This window comes from Enterobacter sp. 61D5, assembly GCF_034107965.1.
GTDB lineage: Bacteria > Pseudomonadota > Gammaproteobacteria > Enterobacterales > Enterobacteriaceae > Enterobacter > Enterobacter cloacae_M.
Map to the genome: position 1 here is coordinate 376,173 of NZ_JAWNFK010000014.1, position 16,593 is coordinate 392,765.

Annotated in this window: 14 protein-coding genes and 1 tRNA gene; 5 read left to right on the top strand and 10 right to left on the bottom strand. The window is 55.1% G+C overall.

Features of this window, described 5'->3' with window-relative positions; genetic code table 11:
• Positions 1-136: 136 nt before the first annotated feature.
• Positions 137-1,006, bottom strand: a complete 870-nt coding sequence (locus tag UTM25_RS16900) for a helix-turn-helix transcriptional regulator (protein WP_194399759.1) — start codon at positions 1,004-1,006, stop codon at positions 137-139.
• A 107-nt stretch (positions 1,007-1,113) separates the two neighbouring features.
• Here UTM25_RS16900 and UTM25_RS16905 point away from each other — a divergent pair, with 107 nt between their 5' ends.
• Entirely contained in the window at positions 1,114-2,550 is a 1,437-nt protein-coding gene (locus UTM25_RS16905) for an MFS transporter (RefSeq protein ID WP_194399758.1), read from the top strand.
• A gap of 65 nt (positions 2,551-2,615) precedes the next feature.
• The gene (locus UTM25_RS16910) at positions 2,616-3,860 is read left to right on the top strand and encodes a mechanosensitive ion channel family protein (protein ID WP_047648498.1); all 1,245 of its coding nucleotides are present in this window, start codon (positions 2,616-2,618) and stop codon (positions 3,858-3,860) included.
• A gap of 109 nt (positions 3,861-3,969) precedes the next feature.
• Here UTM25_RS16910 and pheP read toward each other — a convergent pair whose 3' ends face one another.
• The 8 genes from pheP to UTM25_RS16950 all read right to left on the bottom strand — a co-directional run bounded on the left by pheP (position 3,970) and on the right by UTM25_RS16950 (position 13,263).
• Entirely contained in the window at positions 3,970-5,358 is a 1,389-nt protein-coding gene (pheP, locus tag UTM25_RS16915) for a phenylalanine transporter (protein WP_194399757.1), read from the bottom strand.
• A 103-nt stretch (positions 5,359-5,461) separates the two neighbouring features.
• Positions 5,462-7,645 (bottom strand): TonB-dependent receptor, encoded by a 2,184-nt coding sequence (locus UTM25_RS16920; RefSeq protein WP_194399756.1) that lies wholly within the window; start codon positions 7,643-7,645, stop codon positions 5,462-5,464.
• 185 nt (positions 7,646-7,830) lie between these two features.
• Positions 7,831-8,106, bottom strand: coding sequence for a DUF1471 family periplasmic protein YahO (gene yahO, locus UTM25_RS16925; protein WP_023310654.1), 276 nt, complete (start codon positions 8,104-8,106; stop codon positions 7,831-7,833).
• A 149-nt stretch (positions 8,107-8,255) separates the two neighbouring features.
• Complete coding sequence (locus tag UTM25_RS16930) at positions 8,256-9,287, bottom strand: ABC transporter ATP-binding protein (RefSeq protein ID WP_194399755.1); 1,032 nt, start codon at positions 9,285-9,287, stop codon at positions 8,256-8,258.
• Position 9,288: 1 nt separating this feature from the next.
• Positions 9,289-10,863 carry an ABC transporter permease gene (locus tag UTM25_RS16935; RefSeq protein ID WP_194399754.1) on the bottom strand — a complete coding sequence of 525 codons (1,575 nt, stop codon included), beginning with the start codon at positions 10,861-10,863 and terminating at the stop codon, positions 9,289-9,291.
• A 24-nt stretch (positions 10,864-10,887) separates the two neighbouring features.
• On the bottom strand, positions 10,888-11,904 hold the full coding sequence (locus UTM25_RS16940) for an iron ABC transporter substrate-binding protein (protein WP_194399753.1): 1,017 nt from the start codon (positions 11,902-11,904) through the stop codon (positions 10,888-10,890).
• 355 nt (positions 11,905-12,259) lie between these two features.
• Positions 12,260-13,090, bottom strand: a complete 831-nt coding sequence (locus UTM25_RS16945) for a CPBP family intramembrane glutamic endopeptidase (RefSeq protein ID WP_194399752.1) — start codon at positions 13,088-13,090, stop codon at positions 12,260-12,262.
• Between the two features lie 96 nt (positions 13,091-13,186).
• Positions 13,187-13,263, bottom strand: a tRNA-Arg gene (locus UTM25_RS16950).
• Positions 13,264-13,541: 278 nt separating this feature from the next.
• Between UTM25_RS16950 and UTM25_RS16955 the strand changes: the two genes are divergently transcribed.
• The 3 genes from UTM25_RS16955 to fimZ all read left to right on the top strand — a co-directional run bounded on the left by UTM25_RS16955 (position 13,542) and on the right by fimZ (position 16,426).
• On the top strand, positions 13,542-14,240 hold the full coding sequence (locus tag UTM25_RS16955) for an EAL domain-containing protein (protein WP_320715082.1): 699 nt from the start codon (positions 13,542-13,544) through the stop codon (positions 14,238-14,240).
• Between the two features lie 24 nt (positions 14,241-14,264).
• Positions 14,265-14,993 carry a helix-turn-helix transcriptional regulator gene (locus tag UTM25_RS16960; protein ID WP_194399750.1) on the top strand — a complete coding sequence of 243 codons (729 nt, stop codon included), beginning with the start codon at positions 14,265-14,267 and terminating at the stop codon, positions 14,991-14,993.
• A gap of 800 nt (positions 14,994-15,793) precedes the next feature.
• Positions 15,794-16,426: a fimbria biosynthesis transcriptional regulator FimZ gene (gene fimZ / locus UTM25_RS16965; protein ID WP_033144828.1), complete on the top strand. Its 633-nt coding sequence runs from the start codon at positions 15,794-15,796 to the stop codon at positions 16,424-16,426.
• Positions 16,427-16,477: 51 nt separating this feature from the next.
• On the opposite strand, the gene UTM25_RS16970 is transcribed toward fimZ, so the two are convergent.
• The coding region (locus UTM25_RS16970; RefSeq protein WP_414146756.1) for a fimbrial protein at positions 16,478-16,593 on the bottom strand (116 nt) is incomplete at its 5' end.

Genomic DNA, 16,593 nt, shown 5'->3' on the forward strand with positions numbered 1-16,593 from the left:
GTGGCCCGTTACGCTTTTTAACACCCCGTCGAAATGATGTCGATTCAGTGATGGGTTTAAGTTACCCCCACATTACGCCAGTCCTCTCCACTTAGCAGAGTCGGCTCTTACTCCCTGAAAGCATCTCGCAAAAAACTTATTTCCCCTGCTCCGCCAGCCATTCCATCGCCCTCTCTCCCGCCTCATCCACCGGCAAATACACCAGCAGCCGCGACCCGTTTCGCGGCGCGGAGTACCAGTACATCTGCTGCAGCGTAAAATCCCCCAGCTCGGGATGGGTAAACAGCTTGAGCTGGTTCTCCACGCCGCGCACGTCGTTGCGCTGGTGCCACAGGGTTTTAAACTCTTCCGACACAGCAAAGAAGCGCGCCAACTTGGCCTCCCACAGCGGGTCACCCCGGTGTTCGGCCATCGCTGCCCGAAAATAGGAGACAAATATGGGCAGCACATCGTCACGTCTGCCGAGACGCGCGCGCCACGCCGGGTGGGTGAGAAACAGATAAATACAGTTACGGTCTTCCGGCGGGATTTCATTGAAATCGACGCCCATCAGGTGCCCGAAGCTGTCGTTCCACGCCACGATGTCGAAATTCGGTTTCTGAATGCTGGCGGGTTTAGGCATAAGCGAATCCAGCAGGCGCCGCGTGCCCTCGCTGATACCCTCGCAGCAGACCGCCTGCGGCGCTTCACCCGGCGGCAACCCGGCTAACACAAACAGGTGTCGGGCCTCGGTCGGAGTGCACTGCAGCGCTTTTGCCACAGCCTCCATCACCGCGCTGGACGGATTGACGTCCCTGCCCTGCTCCAGCCAGGTGTACCAGGTCACGCCCACGTCAGCGAGCATCGCCACCTCTTCACGGCGCAGACCCGGCGTGCGGCGGCGACCGCTACGCGGTAGGCCGAGACGCTGCGGATCGAGGCTTTCACGTCGCGCGCGTAAAAATGCCCCCAGCTGTTTTCGGGTGTCATCCTGAAGAGAGACGACGGGTTCAGACATCAATGCCATAAATCCCCCTGCATGGTAGTGCCAGTACCAGTATAAGCAAGAACTGGTACCCGTTTATCAGATGGTTGATGCTACGACCATCTGATGAATGACGCAATGGAGTTACCATGAATACGTCAGTTGTTTCACCGGGCCGCGCTGGCCTGATTTTGCTATTAACCGGCCAGATGCTGCCGATGATTGATACCTCAATCACCAACGTGGCGCTGGACGCCATCACCCATTCGCTGCACGCCACCGCCACCGAGCTGGAGCTGATTGTCGCGCTCTACGGCGTGGCCTTCGCCGTCTGCCTCGCGCTCGGCAGCAAGCTGGGGGATAACTTTGGCCGTCGCCGTCTGTTCATGTGGGGCGTCGCGAGCTTTGGCCTGGCCTCGCTGCTGTGCGGAATGGCGGGGAACATTGAACAGCTGCTGGCCGCGCGCATCGTTCAGGGGGCGGGAGCCGCACTGATCGTGCCGCAAATTCTTGCCACCCTGCACGTGACGCTGAAAGGTACGGCGCACGCTAAGGCCATCAGCCTGTTTGGCGGCATCGGTGGAATTGCGTTTATCGTCGGCCAGATGGGCGGCGGCTGGCTGGTGTCGGCAGATATCGCCGGGCTGGGCTGGCGTAACGCCTTCTTTATCAACGTGCCGATCTGTCTGGTGGTGCTGGCGCTGAGTCGCTATTTCGTACCCGAAACCCGTCGCGAGACGCCGTCACGCATCGACTGGACCGGAACCGTGCTGCTGGCGATCATTCTTTGCTGCCTGCTGTTCCCGATGGCGCTCGGCCCACAGTGGCACTGGTCGTGGCCGCTGAAGGTTATGCTTCTCGCCATTATTCCGCTGGGCTGGCTGACGGCGCTGAATGCGCGCAAAAAGGAGCGTGAGAATGCCCACCCGCTGATCCCGCCGCGCCTGCTGCAGCTTCGCAGCGTTCGCTTTGGCATTCTGATTGCGATGCTCTTTTTCAGCGTCTGGTCCGGGTTTATGTTCTGTATGGCGCTGACCATGCAAACCGGCCTGGGGATGGCACCGTGGCAGTCCGGAAACAGTTTTATCGCGCTGGGCGTAACTTACTTTATTTCGGCGTGGTTCGCGCCGAGGCTGATTGCTCGCTACAGCACCAGTACCATTCTGCTGACGGGTCTGGCGATCCAGATTGCCGGCCTGCTGGCGCTGATCGCCACGTTCCGCGTCTGGGGAATGGAGAATACCGCCCTGACGCTGGCGCCCGCGACCGGGCTGGTCGGCTACGGGCAGGCGCTGATCGTGAACAGCTTCTACCGCATAGGGATGCGCGATATTCAGCCTGACGACGCGGGGGCCGCGAGCGCCATTCTCAGCACGCTGCAGCAGGCCGCGCTGGGGCTTGGCCCGGCCATTTTTGGCGCGATTTTGCTCCACGCGCTGCAGAACCATCACGGGGATTACACCCAGGCGGTGAACGTCTTCCTGATGGTGGAAACGGCGATGATGGTGGTACTTGCCCTGGCGACGCTGCGCATCCGCCATCGCCTGTGCCTGCCAATGGTAAAGGTCTGCCAGGCCACCAAATAAGCCCGTGAATTTGCATAATAGATCCGCAGCCGCCATTATGGGGCTGCATCAATACAGGAGACGTTATGCAGGAATTAATTGCTCAGGTTGAAGAGTTAGGCATTGAAATTAATCACACCACCTCTTTAGTGATTATCTTTGGTATTATTTTTCTTACCGCCATCATCGTTCATTTTATTCTGCACAAAGTGGTGCTTCGCGCTTTCGAAAAACGCGCTCAGGCCAGCAGCCATTTATGGCTGCAGATCATTACCCAGAATAAATTATTTCACCGTCTGGCCTTCACCCTTCAGGGGATAATCGTCAACGTTCAGGCGGTACTGTGGCTGCAAAAGGGCAGCGAAGCGGCGGAAATTCTCACTACCTGCGCAAAGCTGTGGGTCATGGTGTATGCCCTGCTCTCCTTCTTCTCGCTGCTGGACGTGATTTTTAATCTGTCGCAGAAAATGGCCACCGCATCACAGCTGCCGCTGAAGGGGATCTTTCAGGGCATCAAGCTGGTGAGCGCCATCCTGGTGGGGATATTGATTATCTCCCTGCTGATCGGCCAGTCCCCGGCGATTCTGATTAGCGGTCTGGGCGCCATGGCCGCCGTTCTGATGCTGGTGTTTAAAGACCCGATACTCGGACTTGTGGCGGGGATTCAGCTTTCCGCCAACGATATGCTCAAGCTCGGCGACTGGCTGGAGATGCCGAAATACGGTGCCAACGGCACGGTAACAGACATCGGTCTGACCACCGTTAAAGTGCGCAATTTTGATAACACCATCACCACCATTCCGACGTGGGCGCTTGTCTCCGACGCCTTTATCAACTGGAGCGGCATGTCGGCCTCCGGCGGGCGACGCATTAAGCGCAGCCTGAATATTGATACCACCAGCATTCATTTCCTGGACGAGCAGGAGCAGCAGAAACTCATTCAGGCGAAGCTGCTGAAGCCCTATCTGGCCGCGCGACATGAGGAAATTAACCTGTGGAATCAGAAGAACGGTGAAGGGGAGTCAGTATTAAACCTGCGCAAGATGACCAATATTGGCACCTTCCGCGCCTACCTGAATGAATATCTGCGCAACCATCCGCGTATTCGCAAAGATATGACGCTGATGGTGCGCCAGCTTGCGCCTGATGCGAATGGTTTGCCGATTGAAATATATGCCTTCACCAACACGGTGGTCTGGGCAGAATATGAGGAGATTCAGGCCGACATCTTCGACCATATATTCGCGGTGGTGGATGAATTTGGGCTGCGTATTCACCAGTCCCCGACCGGAAACGATATTCGATCCCTGGCGGGCGTTATCGCCAGATAATCCGTTTGTAGGCCCGGTAAGCGAAGCGCCACCGGGCGTGAAGGCAGGTGCGGTTTAGTCTGGTGCCCTCACCCCGGCCCTCTCCCACAGGGAGAGGGTGAAAACCGCGCTACTTTTTGCGGGAAAGCTTAAACGCCACAAACAGGAAGATAACCCACACCGGCAGCAGCATCGCCGAAAGGCGCATCTCATCCATGGTGCACATCAGCACCAGAATCAGCCCCAGGAAAGCGATACAGATATAGTTTCCCGCCGGATAAAGCAGCGCTTTGAACTGCGTCTCGCGTCCCTTGCGGCGCATCGCGGCGCGAAAGCGCAGGTGCGCCAGGCAAATCATGATCCAGTTCAGCAGCAGAGTGGCGACAACCAGCGCCATCAGCAGGCCAAAGGCCTCTTTCGGCAGCAGATAGTTAATCAGCACCACCAGCGAGGTGATAGCACCAGACAGGAACAAGGAATTCACCGGCACGCCGCGACGGCTGACGCGGGTGAGGAACTTCGGCGCGTTGCCCTGCACGGAGAGGCCGAACAGCATGCGGCTGTTGGAGTAAACGCCGCTGTTATAGACCGACAGAGACGCCACCAGAATGACGAAGTTCAGCGCCGAGGCCACCACGTTGCTGTTCAGATCGTGGAAAATCATCACGAACGGGCTGCTGTCGGACTTCACTTCCACCCACGGATAGAGCGCCAGCAGCACCACCAGCGAGCCGATGTAGAACAGCAGAATACGGTATACCACCTGGTTGACCGCTTTTGGAATGCTTTTATGCGGGTCGCGCGCTTCCGCGGCGGTAATGCCAATCAGCTCTAGTCCACCGAAGGAGAACATGATCACTGCCAGGGAGAGAATTAGCCCTTTCCAGCCGGTGGCGAGGAAGCCGCCGTGCTGCCACAGGTTGTCGATCGTGGCGCGCTCGCCGCCGTGGCCGGAGAACAGCAGCCACAGGCCAAAGCCGATCATCCCGATAATCGCCAGCACCTTGATCAGCGCAAACCAGAACTCGGTTTCGCCATACAGGCGCACGTTGACGAGGTTAACGGCGTTAATAATGATGAAGAAGGTCGCCGCCCAGATCCACGTCGGGACATCCGGCAGCCAGTACTGCATATAAATGCCTGCGGCGGTCAGCTCCGCCATCCCCACCAGCACGAACATCACCCAGTAGTTCCAGCCGGACAGGAAGCCTGCAAACGGGCCCCAGTATTTATACGCAAAGTGCGCGAAGGAGCCTGAAACCGGCTCTTCTACGACCATCTCGCCAAGCTGGCGCATGATCAGGAAGGCGATAATCCCGGCGATACCGTAACCCAGCAGCACCGCCGGGCCAGCCATCTGAATAGCGGGGCCGATGCCGAGAAACAGCCCGGTACCGATCGCGCCGCCAAGGGCAATTAACTGAATATGTCGATTTTGCAAACCACGTTGCAGCGTCGGATTCTGATCCGACGAGGCTTCAGCGCTACCATGGCCTGAAGCGGATGACGCGTCTTTCACGTCCTACCCCTGTCTCTTTTTTAGAAGGGGCACGTTTTAACACTTCATGCTGGAGGTAGCAAGGGATTGGGGCATCCCTGCCCCGGATAACGAGATGGAACGCTTAAAACGCGTAGCCAACCGAAACCTTAAAGGTGCGCGGTTCGCCCTGCGTAATATAGGTACCGGAATCGTCCACGCTGGCCCAGTAGTTTTCATTGGTCACGTTGTCGATGCCCGCACGAACCGTCATCTGGTTTTCACTGTGGTTCACCGCGAAGCGATAGCGCATCCCCAGATCCAGCGTGGTGTAGCTGTCCAGCTTTTTGGTGTTTGCCAGGTCAGCGTACTGCGCGCCGGAATGGTTCACGCGGGCGGTCGCGGTCAGGCCGTCAATCGGCTTAATGTCGTACTCAGCGCCCAGCACGGCGTAAAAGTTCGGAATCCCGATCGCATCGTTACCCTGATTCACGCCATTTTTAGTTTTGGTCAACTCGGCCAGCAGCCAGGTGGCGCTGGCGTTCAGGCGCATCCCCAGCGCGGGCTCGCCGAAGACGTTCAGCTCCACGCCACGGTTTCGCTGCTCGGCATCCAGGCCGTAATGTCCGCTGTCGTCGAGGATCGCCGACGGCATTTTGATCTCAAACAGCGCAAGCGATCCGCCCACGCGGCCGAAGTCCGCCTTCACGCCCACTTCGTTCTGCTTAGAGTGAACGATACCGGTGCTCTGGCCGTAGTTGGTGGCGGTGTTAGGTGCAGTTTTGCCCGGCTGCAGCGCTTCGGTGTGGTTTGCATAGAGGGAAATCTCCTCCCACGGCTTGTAGACCACGCCGTAGGTGGGCATCCAGCGGCTGCCGTCGAAACCTTCCGCCGCGTTTTCCGCACCGGTGACTTTGTTATACCCGCGAATAACCACCTTCTGGTGGCGGGCGCCTGCGGTGAACAGCAGCTTGTCGTCCAGCACGCCCAGCGTATCGCTCAGCAGCCAGCCCTGGGTGCGGGTGCGCCCGCTGGTCAGCGGATCGCTGTACTTTCCGCCGGAACCGTTGAAGTTGGTGCTGTCCGGCATATCGACGCCGGTGTTGTGGTAGATGTTGGTGGTTGGGTTATCCTTCGCCGCCGACATTTTCCACGCGATTTTTTCGTTCCTGGTCATCGCCGAATAGCCAACGTTGACCTTGTGCGAGACGAAGCCTGTATTGAAGTTACCGCGAACGCCCGCCATGCCGCTGACGGAATCGCTGATGCGGTTGGTATCAAGACGGCTGACCGTTGCCTTGCCGCTTTTATCCACCAGCTTCGGCGCGCTGTAGATGCCTTCCTCGTGCGCGTGCTGCGCGCCAAGACCGGTATAGGCCGTCCAGCCGTCGGTGATGTCGTACTCGCTGCGCCACATCCCAAATTCGTTTTCGATATTGCTGTAGGCCCACTTCTGCGAGAAGTTGCGATCGTTTTTCGGCGGCTCGGGAACGAAATCCACCGCAGAAATATTGACGCTGGTCGGGCTGCCGTGGAAGGTTTTCTTCTGATAGCCCAGATCCAGCGAGGTGCGGAAGCGGTCACCGGCGTAATCCAGGCCCGTAGAGAGCAGCGTGGTGCGGCGGCGGTCATTCGGTATGCCGGTTTCCCCTTCGCGATGAACCAGGTTCACCCGCGCGCCGAACTGGTCGCTGTCACCGTAGCGACGGCCCGCATCCAGCGTGGTGCCAATCTGGGAATCCGAGGTGTAGTCCACGCCGACTTTCGCCTGCGGGAGTTCGCCCGCGTGTTTTGGCTCAAGGTTGATCATCCCGCCCACGCCGGAACTTGCCGCGCCGTTCATCAGCGAGTTGGCCCCTTTGAAGATCTCGATGCGATCGACCATCTGGGTATCCACCACCTGGCGCGGCAGCACGCCGGACAGGCCGCCAAAGGTCATGTCGTCGCCGTCGAACTTCAGGCCACGGATGCGGTAGGTCTCCGCGCTGTTGCCGTACCCCTGAACGAACTGCACGCCCGCGTCGTTCGCGACGACATCGGCAATGGTTTTCGCCTGCTGATCTTCCACCAGCTTCGAGGTGTAGCTAATGATGTTGAACGGCACGTCCATGGCGTTCTGCTGGCCCAGCATCCCCATGCGCCCGCCGTTCGCCACCTGTCCGTCAAGAAAGGCCGGTACCAGCTGGTCGCCGCCGGGTTTGAAATCGCTGGCTGGTGCAGCCTGGACAACGAGGGTGTCCTCCTTTTGATCGTCCGCCGCGAAGGCGGAATGTGTCGCCGCGCCAACGGCGAGCGCCAGCAGCGTTTTGTGCATGATGGTGTTGTTCATCGTTAACTCATTTTAAAGTGCGCGCAAAAATGACCCGTTGTCGGGCCTTAGAATATGTTGAATGCAATGCAAATGAGAACTATACGCATTATCTATGCGTTGGCAAGCGTAACCGCGTGCATGAGGAGAATTGGCGAGAAAAGAGGGGGAACGGCCACCCCGCTTCGGGGGTGGCTGCAATGACGTTATTTTTTCTTGTAGATATTGGCCGTACCGTGAATTTTATTGTTGGTGTTCCCTGAGGTGAGCACCAGGACATCCGCGCCTTTCTTATCAGCTTTCTCAATCAGTTCTTTTTTCGCATCATCCACCGATACTTCATTCGAGGTGTTTACCGTACCGATTTTTTTATATTGAGATGCAACTTTTTTGAACTCGCTTTTAGTGAGTAGCTGTGCAGCAAAAGCATTGGTCGTAAACAGTAACGCCGTTCCCAACAAAATAGCAGTCGTCTTTTTCATAACCTTTTTCCTTGAGATTAATCAGCAACTACGAAAAACCTCACGCAGTGTGGTGAGGTTTTATGAGCATGGTAGAGAATCTCAGGAATTGCCATACGTTCGGAAAAAATCTTTTATAACAACCCGTTGCATGAAATTACTAACGAATATTAAGAATATTCGAATACCCGCGCGGTGCCAGCAATATCAACGCGTACCGCCGTGCCCGGGTTCCATCCTGGCTGGCTTACGGTCTTCAGAATCACCGGCTGCTGCTGTCCGGCTAATCCCAGGGTGAGCGTCGACAGCTGGCCGGTGAAGTCCACGTCGAGAATCGAGATCGGACTTTCATCCGCTGCACATGCCGTCACGCGTAATTGTTCAGGGCGCATCATTACCCTGCCCTGTCCTGTCGCATGCGCGTTGTCCGTCGGCACTTCACCCAGCGCGCACACGGCATACCCGGCGGCAAGCTGAGCAGGCAGGATCACGGCATCGCCAAGAAACAGCGCCGTCTCTTCGTCAACGGGACGGGTGTAAACGTCATAAGGCGTACCGACCTGCGTGAAGCGCCCGGAGCGCATGACGGCAACCTGTGTGGCAAAGGATAACGCTTCGTTCTGATCGTGGGTGACCAGAATCGAGGCCACGCCCGCTTCGGCCAGCAGATCGGCCGTTGCCTTACGCGTCATCGCGCGCAGGCCGGTATCCAGAGCCGAGAACGGTTCATCCAGCAGCATCAGTGAAGGTCGCTGGGCCAGCGCACGGGCCAGCGCCACGCGCTGCTGCTGTCCGCCGGAAATCTCGTGGGGCCAGTGCGTTGCGAGCTGCCTGTCCAGAGAAACCATCTCCATCAGCGCCGCAACGCGCTGGCGCTTCTCATGGCGGGTGCCGTCCAGCCCCCATGCAATGTTGTCTGCCACATTGAGGTGCGGGAACAGCGCGCCCTCCTGAGGCACAAAACCTATCCGGCGCAGGTGGGCGGGAACAAAACTGTTTTCATCGAACAGCGTTCTCCCCTGCATGACAATGCGCCCGGTGTCAGGCGTTTCGAACCCGGCAAGAATGCGCAGCAGCGTGGTTTTCCCCGACCCGGACGGCCCGACAATCGCCGTCCTGCTCCCCGGCGCCACGCTCAGGTTTAAGCTGTCGAGCACCTGCACATCAGAAAACGATTTAGAAATGGCGGTTAATTCAAGCATGTCATAGCCCTGCAATTTTTTTCGACTGCATATAGAGAATGGCGGTCAGTGGGAGTGAAATCAGGATCATCAGCATCGCGTAAGGCGCGGCGGCAACATAGTCAATTTCACTGGTCAGCGCCCAGAATCCGGTGGAGAGCGTGCGCGTGCCCAGCGGAGAGAGCAACAGCGTGGCGGTCAACTCGTTGCTGACGCCGAGGAAAACCAGCGCGGCCCCTGCCGCCGCACCCGGCGCGGCCAGCCGCATCGTGACGCTCCAGAGCGCCTTCGCGGGCGTGCTGCCCAGGCTGCGCGCCACGTTTTCCAGCTCAACCGGCGCCTGCGCAATCCCCGCCCGCAGGTTGATGAGCGCGCGGGGCATAAACATCAGCAGGTAGGCAAGGAACAGGGTAATTTCCGTCTGGTAAATGGGACGAGCGTAATGAATGGTGACGGTGACCAGCGCCAGCGCCGTGACGATGCCCGGCAGCGAGCTGGTGATATAGATGCACCCTTCCAGCATCCGGAAGATGCGGTGCGGATAGCGAATACCGAGCCACGCGATGGGGATCACGCACGCGGTCGTCAGAAGCGCACCGCCCACGCCGAGCATCAGCGTCTGGCGCAGGGAGTGCCAGAGATCGGCACTCATCCAGTTTTGCACGCCGCCGAGCCAAATCCAGCGACACAGGACAATTAGCGGCACGCCCAGCGCCAGCACGATCAGCACGATGAAAAACAGCTGGCCCAGCGTAGCGGCCGCAGGCTTCAGCGGCCAGCGTTTCTGCTCGCGCGCGGCCCCGGCGCCAATGCGCGCGTAGCGTGCTTTTCCGCGCGTCACGCCTTCCAGTATTAATATAGCCAGACAGCACAAGGCCAGCACGCCCGCCAGCATGTTCGCCGCCGGGCCGCTGAAGGTAGACTGGAACTGGTCATAAATTGCTGTGGTGAAGGTATCAAAGCGGATCATCACGTACAGGCCATATTCCGCCAGCAGGTGCAGCGCCACCAGCAGCGCGCCGCCGCAGATAGCCAGCTTGAGCTGGGGCAGCACCACGCGGAAAAAGACCCGCCACGGCGGTGTACCCAGCGAAGCGGCGACATCTTCAAGCGTCGGGTCAAGGCGACGCAGCACCGCCGCAACCGGCATATAGATAAACGGATAGTAGGCAAGAACCGAGAGGAACACGCCCGCGGAGAGCCCGTGCATGGACGGGACAGCGCTCACCCAGGCATAGCTTTGCACAAACGCGGGGATCGCCAGCGGGGCGACCGCCAGTGCGGACCAGATCCCTCGCCCGGCAAGCTGCGTGCGCTCCGTGAACCAGGCGATTGCCACGCCCGTCACGATACACAGCGGAACCGCTAAAGCCGTCAGCCACAGCGTGTTGCTGAGCAGCTCAGCAACACGCGGGCGAAACACCAGCGCCTTAATGGTTTCCCAGCCGGTCTCAATGCCAATGGCAATGATAAAACCCAGAGGCAGAAGCGCCATTAATGAAAACAACACAGCTAACGCAACCATCGGCAGTGCAGGACGCCTGCGGGCAGGCTCCTGCACTCTGTTTTTTCCGATGTCGAGACTCAGACCAGACATAAGACGTTCACTTCGCTCTCAGGATCACAGCAGGCCGGCTTGCGTCATCAGCTCGATAACTTTTTTACTGTTAAGCGTTGAAGGTTCAACTTTCGGTGCATCAAGATCTTTCAGCGGGACCAGTTTCGGGTTTGAGGCCGCGTTCACGCCCACCGCATACTCAAAGGCGTTGTTGGTACGCAAGCTTTCCTGACCTTCTTTACCGGTAATGTATTTGATGAAGGCCTGCGCCTGCGCTTTGTGCTTGCTGGATGCCAGCACGCCGCCGCCGGAGAGGCTCACAAACGCGCCAGGGTCCTGGTGTTTGAAGTAGTAGAGCTGGGTGTTTTTGCTGTTTTCACCGGTTTTGGACTGATCGACAAAACGGTAGTAGTGATAAATCACGCCGCCATCAATCTGACCGGCATTGACCGCTTTCATCACGGTGCTGTTGCCTTTATAGGCAACGAAATTGGCTTTCATCGCCTTGAGCCATTCCAGGGTGGCCTTCTCGCCTTTCAGCGCCAGCATCGCGCTCACGATGGCCTGGAAATCCGCGCCTGACGGTGATGCCGCCCAGCGGCCTTTCCACTCTGGCTTTGCCAGATCCATCAGCGATTTAGGCAGCTGCTGTTCGTTCAGTTTTTCCGGGTTATACACAAACACCGTGCTGCGGGCGGCGATGCCAATCCAGCGGCCGTGCGCCGGACGATATTCTGCCGGTACCTGCTTCAGGGTGTCTGCATCCAGCGGCGCAAACAGGTTGGCGTTATCCACCAGCACCATTGACGGCGAGTTCTCCGTCAGAAACACGTCTGCCGGTGACGCGCTGCCTTCCTGAACCAGCTGGTTACCCAGCTCGCTGTCATCACCGTTACGCAGAGTGACTTTAATGCCGGTTTCTTTGGTAAAACCGTCAACCCATGACTTCACCAGGTTTTCGTGCTGCGCGTTATAGACAACGATACCGTCGTTGTTATCGGCCGCAACCGATTGTGTGGAAAAGAAAAGCGATGAAGACAACAAGGCAAGCGAGAAGCAGGACAGCAGGCGAGAATTCATGAACATATCCTTTATAGACCAACGGGATTAACAACTCATAGCATTGTGGGACAGGATTAAAGCATACAACAACGCTAATGATAATTAGTATCAATCCAGTTTAGGCGTAAAAGTGTAAAATTTCTTTTTTGCAGGTTTTAGAGTGATAAAAACCCAAATTTTAATCTGAGATAATTTTTAGATTAAGAAAACCTTAAGTCTGCCTACAATGAAATTCATTAGCCTTCTATTCATTATAACGCAAAGGTAAATCTGTTACTCATGCGCCCGCCAGATATAAAAGCCCCGATATTGCGGGGCTTTTTATGCTTATCTGGAGGTAGCTAAGTTTATAAGACTACTCATTTAAAAAGCATCACATCGCCGCATGAGGGGCATACATCGGATAGGTGAAGAACAATAAATGCACGCAGTTCAGGCCAAAATGGAATAACGTTGCAACCCAGAGCTTACCGCTCCACATCCACGCCAGGCCGTAAATAATGCCGGAGAGGCTGGCAAAAATAATAAGTAGTAAACCGCCGCTATAATGCATCAGTCCAAAGATGACTGAGGCAATCAACATCGCGACAACAGGATGAATAATCCGGGACAAGCGTTGCTGCAGGTAGCCTCTGAACAAGGCTTCCTCGGCCAAAGAGACGAAGAAAATATTCGCAAGGCCAAATTGAGCGAACCATTCTGGTGCATGCGGCTCAATTCTAAGTCCGCCCAACGCAACAGCCAGAAGTAACAGCGCGGGTATCGCAAGAACCAATATTCCCCAGCCGACCTTGCCAGCTTTATAGAGAGGTTTTGCTACGAATAACGTTGGCATGCACGTAATTAAAAAGAACGGCACCACTGCCTTGTCCATATTAAAGTACATACTGAACGGTATGCTTTGCGGACCAACGACGACAGCATCCAGCACTTTGGGGTTATGGAAGCCCGGGATCACATGCAAAACCAGGGCAACGGCGATGACCACGCACAGGCCTTCGACCAGATATGTATATTTATTATTTTTATTACGTAGCCATTCAACAGCAGACCAGCCAACAACGATTGATGCAATAACCAGCAGCGCCGGGGCGTCAAGAATGCCCTGTTTCCAGCCGAGAAATGCCGTTAATCCCAGCATTAGATAAGCCAGGCTTTTATTAAGGGAGAGTGCGGCAAGCGAAGTTGCGAGTAGATACCACATAAATGTCCTTCTTGACCGGTAAATTTAGGGGCGATGTCCCAAATATGTCCCACAACGGAAATCAGGAGGATGTGAAGGAGGCGTGACTCTATGAAATGGCACGCCCTGTAGGATTCGAACCTACGACCTACGGCTTAGAAGGCCGTTGCTCTATCCAACTGAGCTAAGGGCGCACTGATATGCGTGTACTTCGCGGTGGTGAAACGCGAAGAATTATACGGTCAATGACAAGTGAGTCAATGCCTTTTCCGCTTTCCACGGCAATTACCGCTAGCCGATTGTAAATACGGCTATTTTCTCAACATTTCGCCCTGTTTCACCGTAAAATTTGGCGCTGCGAAAAGGCTTAGTTGCATTTAAGTAACGCCTGCTGTTTTCCTGAACGTCAGCTCGTCACACTAGAGTCAGGTATCCCGGCCGCCTGGAGGCTGGCAGACAACAGGACAATGGAGTGACAGCGCAAAACCTGATCGATACGCCCCCCCGGTTACAGTACATTTCTCAGGACATCGTCGGCATCAAACTTGAGCCCATCGTCGCCCTTTCCTCCTTGCGCCAGGTTGGCGTGGAGGTCCTTAGCGTCCTGTCCGACACGCGGGACAGCGAGAACTTTTTTTGCGATCGGTCCGCAGAGTGGTCGATAACGCTGCTTGAAGCGCAGCTTGCCGCGTTAAAAAATACGACGCACGGTCATAATCTTTTTATTAATCTGCCGATAACCGTCCTGACAGAGCCCGCGTCTTTTCAGCGACTTATCCGGTTAACAGGCGTGCCGCTCAATATTGAGATTGTCGACCTAGCGTCCTTTTTGGCGCTTTCCCTCGTAGAGAAGCAGCATGTCGTTCAAAATTTGCGGCAACTTTGCAGACAGGGACACGCAATCTGGCTTGATGACGTGGATGACGTCACAGTGCAATCGTTTTTATCCTGCCGACTCCCGTTAAGCGGCATCAAAATAGATAAGGAAGCATTCTGGCGTTTACGCGACACCCCTGCGCTGAGGCAACTGGTTTCCCTTTGCTTTCAGCTTGCCGGGAAAGTGCTTATTGAAGGTATTGAGACTGAACGCGATCGTACCTGGGCACTGCAGGCAGGCGCAGACCTCGGCCAGGGATATTACTGGCCGTCCTGGACATGGCCGGAGGATTAAAAAGCCATTTCCAGGAGGGAGACCATGCGAATGACAGTGCGCCGTTACCGGCGGCGGCGTACAGGAAGTGATGCACTGGGATTCACGCGCTCACCTTTTGCTCCCCCCTTTTTCGACCGGCTCGAATTTTTGAGCCAGTCCATCAGCCAGCCCCGCAAAACCGACGCCCCGTTTATCCTTCTGGTGACGGAGGATCACTACCTGCGCACCGGTTTTCTCCACGGGCAGTTTCCCCTGAGCAGCTGCTGCGACTACGCCACGCTGGACGACGCCCTTATCGCTCAGACGCAGTGGCCCTCAGCCCGTCTGGTCGTGGATATTGAAAGCCGATCCACGGGGCTTCTGGAGAAACTGGATCAGTTGAGACGGCATAGCCTGTTTCCTCCGTTCCTGACACCCTGGCTGTTGGTCCGGGCCGATAATTACGACACCCGCCTCTTCTGCAAAGCGGCTGGTCCCTTTCATGTGCTCGAACGTCAGCTGAACGCCGTCGCGCTCCAGCACTGCCTGCAGGATCCCTTCCCTCCGCCAGGTACCGAGAAAGACTGGTTCTCGCGCAACGAATGGCCCATTCTGCAGGAGCTTTCCCGGGGCAAGACATTGCGTCAGATTGCCCTTATGCAGAATCGCCCCTATAGCCGCATTATCTATCGTCTCAGCTGCATCCTGCTGAAGCTCGGGCTAAGCCATCGCCAGGAATTGCTGCATCTTCTTAATAACCTCTCAGACTGCACGTTTTCACTCACCTCCTAACCCCTTATTTCCTAAAGCGGTTTAAGAATTTACTTACCATTTGCGTTGCGAAAATGTTAATTTTTAACAATATAATCGAATTTATAACTATTCCTAATTCATGGGCGTGAACCTTGTGAAATGCCACAGATTAACGGAACGGCAGCACTTTCCTCCATCCGTTAAGCGAATGCAGAAGGCGTTAACAAGATGATAAGGATGTAAAAACAAGCAGCTTAGCGACAACTGCCAGGAGTAAAAAGCAAAGCGGGCAGCACGTTCTCCTGTGCACCAGACGCAGCTATCCGGATCGGCGTAAGCACTTTCAGATGAAGGTCAGACGGCCTGCGAGGGCAATTTTTAACCTCCCTTTTGCGGGTTCGTCCCTTTCAAAGAGGCGTATTTTTGTTAACAATTAATCAACATACAGAGATATGTGTTATTTTTTGTTATTACATAAAGATGAAAATATGCGGTAAATGAGATAACAGGACATTTCCGCTAAATTTAAAAAAATAGCGATTCAGATCCAGAAGATAATACAAACCAATACCTTCATATTAATTTACAGGGTTTTCGGAAAAAACTTACCCTGTATAATAAGATGCGTATCAAATATGAATAAGAAAAACCTTTTTGCCAACACCAGCCTAATGAGATGACCGCGCTGAGGCATAGTTCTTTTCATTACGTAAACAAGGATGCTTTCGCTCTTTCCAGGGAAATACTACGGTATAGGGATCTGCACATTATATCCTTCCGGCATTTCGAGAGTTTTACCAAACTCTGCATAACGCTTTTAACAATCTGAGGCATTAAAAATGAAACCGGCATCCGTTATCATTATGGACGAACATCCTATCGTCAGAATGTCGATAGAAGTCCTGCTACAGAAAAATAAGAATATCACAGTCAAGCTCAAGTCTGGCGATAGCCATGAAGTCCTTGACTGTATCCGCAATCACCCTATCGATCTGGTGATCCTTGACATTGAACTCACGGGCACGGATGCTTTCGCTTTACTTAAAAGAATCAGAAACTTAAACAAGAACATTAAGGTTCTGTTCCTCTCGTCTAAATCAGAGTTATTTTACGCGGGTCGCGCCATTCGCGCTGGGGCAAATGGCTTCGTCAGTAAACGAAAAGATTTAGGTGAGATCTACAACGCCGTAGAAATGATCCTGATGGGCTATTCCTTTTTCCCGTCGGAAACGCTGAACTTTATAAACCACCTGGGTTCAGGGAAAGGGATGGCAGTAGATATGCCATTATCGAATCGCGAGGTCACGGTATTACGGTATCTGGCGAATGGATTATCCAACAAGGAAATTGCTGAACAGCTACTATTAAGCAACAAGACCATTAGCGCGCACAAATCCAATATTTATTCCAAGCTGGGTGTGCAAAGCATCGTGGAATTAATTGATTACGCTAAAGCCCACGAGCTGCTATAACCTGAATTCACTCCCTGCAGCTTATCTGAGCTGCAGGGAGTGCGGTCAGTGCTAATTATAATTAATCATGAAGGTGGCATCCGCATCAGCCCGTCCGGGCTGAGGGTTATCGGCAGTGGCAATATAATTGGCATAAAATGACAGAATCGCATTTCCCTGTGCGTCAA